6 protein-coding genes are annotated in these 5,469 nt (G+C 36.4%); all 6 read left to right on the top strand.

The features are described 5' to 3' along the window. Positions 1 to 298 (top strand): thioredoxin family protein (locus K6G87_RS12095; RefSeq protein ID WP_296837568.1); only part of this gene is annotated, 298 nt, incomplete at its 5' end. 144 nt (positions 299 to 442) lie between these two features. Continuing rightward, positions 443 to 886 carry a hypothetical protein gene (locus tag K6G87_RS12100; RefSeq protein ID WP_296837571.1) on the top strand — a complete coding sequence of 148 codons (444 nt, stop codon included), beginning with the start codon at positions 443 to 445 and terminating at the stop codon, positions 884 to 886. Between the two features lie 982 nt (positions 887 to 1,868). Next, on the top strand, positions 1,869 to 2,396 hold the full coding sequence (locus K6G87_RS12105) for an NUDIX domain-containing protein (protein ID WP_296837573.1): 528 nt from the start codon (positions 1,869 to 1,871) through the stop codon (positions 2,394 to 2,396). A gap of 40 nt (positions 2,397 to 2,436) precedes the next feature. Beyond that, the gene (locus K6G87_RS12110) at positions 2,437 to 3,042 is read left to right on the top strand and encodes an L-2-amino-thiazoline-4-carboxylic acid hydrolase (protein WP_296837576.1); all 606 of its coding nucleotides are present in this window, start codon (positions 2,437 to 2,439) and stop codon (positions 3,040 to 3,042) included. 149 nt (positions 3,043 to 3,191) lie between these two features. Next, the gene (locus K6G87_RS12115; protein ID WP_296837578.1) at positions 3,192 to 5,066 is read left to right on the top strand and encodes a hypothetical protein; all 1,875 of its coding nucleotides are present in this window, start codon (positions 3,192 to 3,194) and stop codon (positions 5,064 to 5,066) included. A gap of 15 nt (positions 5,067 to 5,081) precedes the next feature. Beyond that, entirely contained in the window at positions 5,082 to 5,321 is a 240-nt protein-coding gene (locus K6G87_RS12120) for a purine biosynthesis protein PurH (RefSeq protein WP_296837581.1), read from the top strand. Positions 5,322 to 5,469: the final 148 nt, after the last annotated feature.

The following is a 5,469-nucleotide window of genomic DNA, read 5'->3' on the forward strand; positions in this document are numbered from 1 at the left end:
AGATGCTCTTATAAATGATTCTGTTGTTATGATACTTCAATTTGGTGCTGTGACCTGTGCTCCATGTAAGTCCATAAAGCAGAGGATAGACTTGTGGAGTGCAGATCATAAGAGCGTTAAGAGTAGGTATATTGATATCGAGGAGTTCCCGATTATAGCAGAGGAGCATGGCATTTACAGTGCACCCGCGATCCTTGTATTTGTTGAAGGCAAGCTCACTGTAAGGAAAGCCGAGTATTTCAGCCTGGATGAAGTATTTATGCAGATTGAGAGATATCTGGGGATGCTGGAAGAGTAGGGAGTATTTAGGTGATAACTATAGTACTTTTATGAGTATGGTTTGCGCTCACAAGATTTTGTATGATTGAGAAATTAGTATCTGTTTCTGCAAAATTGTTGATTAAATTATGAATTCTAGATTCGAAATACAAGGGGATAAGTTATGTCTGATGATATTACTAAAATAAAGTTCGTACACTTAACATCTAACAATATTTGTTTTGGCCTGGCACCAGATGACAATACTGAGGTTGAACAGTATCTAAAGATTGAAGCTTCTGGTGAAGTGAGCTTTTCTGCCAGGAATTATAAGCAGTACAATGAAGAAAAAGGATATTGTAGAGAAAAACATATAAGTATTGATAAAAGTAAAGTTGAATATCTCTTCCAGCTTATCGAGAATATTTATGAAACAGATCCATATGCTACAGATGTTGGTTCATTTAATCTTGTGATTTTTTATGACAATGGATCTACAAGAAAAATCACAGGTTCGCTCATAGGTAATGTTTTTTCACGTATAAATGGTGAGGAATCTGATATTGATCTAAACAAGGTGATTCGTCGTAGCATTCCGATTCGTAAAATGTGGGTTTTCAATGGATGAATAGGTATAAATTCTTGAACATAAAGTTCAAGAATTTAGTAATAGAGCCATTTGAGTTCACTTTCGGTGAAGGCTCTATTACCAACCGATTCACTGAATCACGAAACACGCAGTAAATGCGCGTTTTTGTTATTTATGTTCAAGAAATCATTACTTTTTGTGTGACACTTCTGTGACATATGCTCTGTTATTATTAAGTCAAGATAAGACAAGGAAAGGATTTTTACAGCAAATATATTGTGAATATAAATGCGGAGGAATATCCGGTAGATTGTCTTTCATACAGAATGATCAAGTAGTCCGAGTGGCCTTTGCTTCACGTAGGATGTAACGAGATCATTAGAATAAAAATACCTGCAGCTAAGGTGGCTTTGGCTTCACCGGAGGCTGCGGGTATTTTTATATTAATCGAGGTATGGGACGAATAAAACATTGTAGGAAATCCTTTGTTTTCAAATGGTTTACGGATAAGAGTAAGTGTGTCAAAGCCTATTATCCGCAAATCTTGCTTTTAAAACTTGTGGAATCTTCTGATTTACGGATAAGAGATAATGTGTCAAAGTCTATTATCCGTAAATCTTGTTTTTGAATCTTGTGGGTTCTTCTGGTTTACGGATAAGGCGCTGTGATTCATTGTCGCTTATCCGTAGTACAGAAGAATTTTAAAAGTACTGGAACAATATTTGCGGATAAGAGGTTGTGATTCATTGTCGCTTATCCGTAGTATGGAAGAATTTTAAAAGTACTGGAACGATATTTGCGGATAAGAAGTGATGTGTCAAAACCTCTTATCCGCAAATGATATAAATCTACTATTGCAGTTGCTTGTTTACTTTATTTTTGAATCTTTTTAAATCTTTGATGATTTAATATCAGATTTGATGTTGCAGGTATTCTCTTTACTGTATTCTTGAATCTTTTCAAAGTGAAGGTATACTTTATATATCAACGCAAAAATTTTTTACCAAAAAAGGAAGAGACAATGGAATATATCGACATTTATACAAGAGACGGCAAGTTTACTGGTATCACAAGGCCTAAGCACGATTCCAAAAAGCCGGGTGAATATTACAGGCATGCGCTTATTATCATGAAGACTTCTGATAGTCCTGCACCTGGCACGGGCGAGGGGATGTATGTTGTGCAGCAGAGGTCACTTAAAGCCAGGTACTATGCGGGCAAGTGGGATATAACGGGAGGCGCTGTGAGTTCAGGTGAGGAACCAGTAATTTCGGCATGTCGTGAGGTTAAGGAAGAGCTTGATATTACAGTCGCTCCTGAAGATATGAAGTTTGCTTTTGAATCTATTACCGACTGGGATGATGGAACTGGCGTCATTTTGTCAGTGTTCATGTGCAGGGTGGAAGTCCCAAAGGATGGTTTCAAATTCGATCCTTATGAGGTTAATGATGTGAAGATCATGCCTTTTAGCGAATTCCTCTATCATGTTTCGGATCATAATGATGAGGCTTTTTGCAATGAGCTCAGGAAAATCGAGGCTAGGCTATAACATTTTTTGCAAAAAATATTGATCTAATGGAGGCTTTATTATGAAAACAGCAACCGAGCTGATGGAAAAGCACAAGCTAATCAAAATTCTAATGGAAGAGCATATGTCAAACGATGAGAGTAATGCAATGTGGCAGGCTTCAATTGACAGGCTTAAGTCTATCATAGACAGTTATGGAGAGCTTCCTAAAGGTGTACAGGATCATACTAATAGAATATTTCCTTTTGCAGCGGTATATCTTACTGTAAAGGAGAAATATGGGGAGAATGTTGCTTTTGGGATTGTTGAAGATTATGCTATATCATGCTGTATCTCACCATATCTTATGCTTTCAAAGCTGATGAAGGTTCCCGGTATGCCGGGGCTTTTTGTAAAGCTTTGGGATCCGATCACCAAAAAGATGTTCGGGGCAAGCTGCGGATTTAAGAATGTTTTTTACCAAAAGAAAAAGGGTGAATACAGGATGGATATCATATCATGTCCGTATTACAACTATCTTTCGGAGCTGGGTTGCCCTGAAATCACTAAGATATTTTGTGAAAATGACGAGAGAGTCTACGGCAAGATGCCGGGCGTTGTCTTTAAGAGAAACGGGACGATAGGCAAAGGCGCAGATCGCTGCGATTTCTATATTAAGAAAATTTGATGTAGGAGATATATGAGATAAAAAACAATCAAAATAGAAGCTTATAAGTTTGCAAATATCCTATTTATTCATCATCTAAAATGTTTTATAATATGGACATTATGGCGCGGGGAAAAGAAATATCGCCATGGAAAGAGGAAAAGTTTTAGATGAGTATGAGGGATAATACAGGCAGTAAGGGGCCTGTAACTGTCGATGAGTTAAATGATTATTGCAGACAGATGGATATAAATCCTTACAATTCAAATTTCTTTATAGGTTCTGATCATATCGGTGCTGATGCTTATGGTATTTACAAGGATTATTGGTCTGGTGATTTTGTTGTTTACAGGAACGAATACGATGGTACCAAAGTTATCAAATACCAGGGACCAGATGAAGCACTTGCTGTAGAAACGATTTACGAATATGTTCAGGCATATCTTAAGAATCCGAAAAATAAAGATGATGACGATCTTCAAAGAAGGCTTGACGAAGCAAAAGCGCAGATTCAGGTGTCTTTGGATTATAAAGCATCATTAGATTATCAAGCTTCTGTAAATATCTCCAAACCTGAACCCGCTGAAATAACTGAAGCTGATTCAAAATCTGAAAATTCAGGATCAGCTGAATTATCAGGAACTGATTCAAAATCCGGAAAGCAGGAATCATCTTATTGGTCTAACGCAATGAATAATTTTGAAAGTCAGGATAATTCAGAAGCGAAAGACGATTCTGATAGAAAAAATAATTCAGATGCGAAAGACGATTCAGTTGCGAAAGACTATTCAGATACGAAAGACTATTCTGTTGCGAAAGATTATTCAGATTCGTTAACCTATGGTAAAAATGAGATAGATTCTGAGAATGATAAGAATAACGATGAATCCGAATTTCCACCTAATGTAGAACTTTCTATCTCCGATGCCGTCTTTGGAGATATCAAGAATTTCAAATTAAATGAAGAAGATCTTAAAGCCGGGTTAGATCAGCTAGATGATAAATGTAAAGATGCTGTTGATATACTGTCAGATTATAGTGATAACTTTCAAGAAGAAAATAGATCTATTTTCCGAAATCTTATATCAGATATTGTTGATGCAGGCACTGAGTATTTGAATAAGACCGCCAACGAAGATAATAGTCAGGACGATGACGACGACATAGATTTCCTGGATAACTTGGTTAAAAAAACTAATTCTGTAAATAGCGATGATATAAACGATTCTTATGGTCCAAAAAGTACGGCTTATCATTTTAACGAAACAGATGACATTGACAATAGTATAAATATCCTTAGAGGAACAACTGATGATACAGGCGTAATTGACAATACAATAGACGCCATTAAAGAATCAGCTGCTGAAGCAAATGTCAATAAAAATAGTATAGATGCTTTTAATGGATCATCTGATAAAAGAGATGTAATTGATAATAGAATAGACGCCTCTGATGGATCATCTGATAAAAGATACGCAATTGACAATAGCATAGACGCTCTTAACGGATCATCTGATGAAGAGGATGGTACTGCTGATAATGCCGCAGATACTCATTATGACTCATCTGAAACACATTCAAGCCAAAGGATGAGTTCATCCGGAGTATACAATTCGTATAGTGTGCTTTCAAATGGTAGTTCTTCCAGAAGAGAATATGATTATATCAACGACCTTTTAAAAGGAAGCACTGATGAAGATGCTAAAAGAAATAAAGATTACGACCTTCTTCATGGCTCATCAACTGATTTTGCTGACGATAGTATGGATTTTTTGAATGGTTCATCAAATTATTATGAGAAAAAAGATTATATAGATGAGTATGACGAAGATGATTCATCTGACGAATATAGTATTTGGGGCTTCCCTAAGCTAGATGATGATTCTAAAAATATATTAAAATTTTTTGAACTGTTAATTGTGTTAATATTGTCTATTATTATTCTTTTCTCAATAACATCTAATAAAAATCACGAATATGGCGGAAACGGATCGTATAACAGTTATCATTCACATAGTATCAGTTCTGACTGGTATGATTACTAAGGAGCTTGTAAAAATATGTGCAGATCAATATTAATTAAAGATACTACAAGAGAAGAACGCGAGCAGATAGTTGCTGAATCTATTGGCAATATCAGCGGTTCATGCGATGGCTGCATGTCCGGGCTTGCGGATATGTACCAGGACTATATTGATGGGAAAAAAGAAATTCGCCAGATCAATATGGAATTCAGAGCGCACTACGAATCCGGCGTCGATGGACCGGAAAAGACAGATTGCGGATATAAGGGCCTGTAACTTAGTTACGGCCCTTATTTTTTAATTGCCTGATCTGTTTAGTAAGTGTATTGTTTTCATCAAAAGAGTATACATATCCGTGAAGGGAAGTTGCCTTATTCTGGAGAGTCTTTGAATGGCTCCAGACAAATATTGCAGATTTTCCTTT

It is taken from the genome of Butyrivibrio sp. (assembly GCF_024699075.1).